This window comes from Bartonella sp. AP58NXGY, assembly GCF_042195785.1.
GTDB lineage: Bacteria > Pseudomonadota > Alphaproteobacteria > Rhizobiales > Rhizobiaceae > Bartonella.
The window spans coordinates 1-315 of record NZ_JBHIOY010000280.1 but is presented as its reverse complement, the minus strand read 5'-3'; the positions used below and the strand labels follow the sequence as shown (position 1 = coordinate 315).

Annotated in this window: 1 pseudogene; it reads left to right on the top strand. The window is 44.1% G+C overall.

Features of this window, described 5'->3' with window-relative positions:
- Positions 1-315, top strand: a pseudogene (locus ACFINC_RS10940) (autotransporter outer membrane beta-barrel domain-containing protein); the annotation flags it as partial.

The window sequence follows — 315 nt, the reverse complement described above, 5'->3', positions numbered from 1 at the left end:
CATCCTTAAGAGCAGATCGTGGAATTACGCAGCTTGAGATAAATAAAAATACCCAATCTGCTATTGATCTGAAAACAAACGCTGCTTCCTCAGCATCGAAAACGGCTCTTAACACATCCACAGAATCTCATGTGAAATTGCCCACAAAGATTGAGACCCCCCCCATCGCTCATACTGAGAGCACGTCTCAATTTACCGCTGATAAAGCAACCGCACGTTCTTCTTCTCTTGATGGAGCAGCAAACGGCAAAACGCTTACACCAGAAATAGAAAACTCTTTCGTCATGCCTATTGCAATGTTTGCTGTTGGGGTTG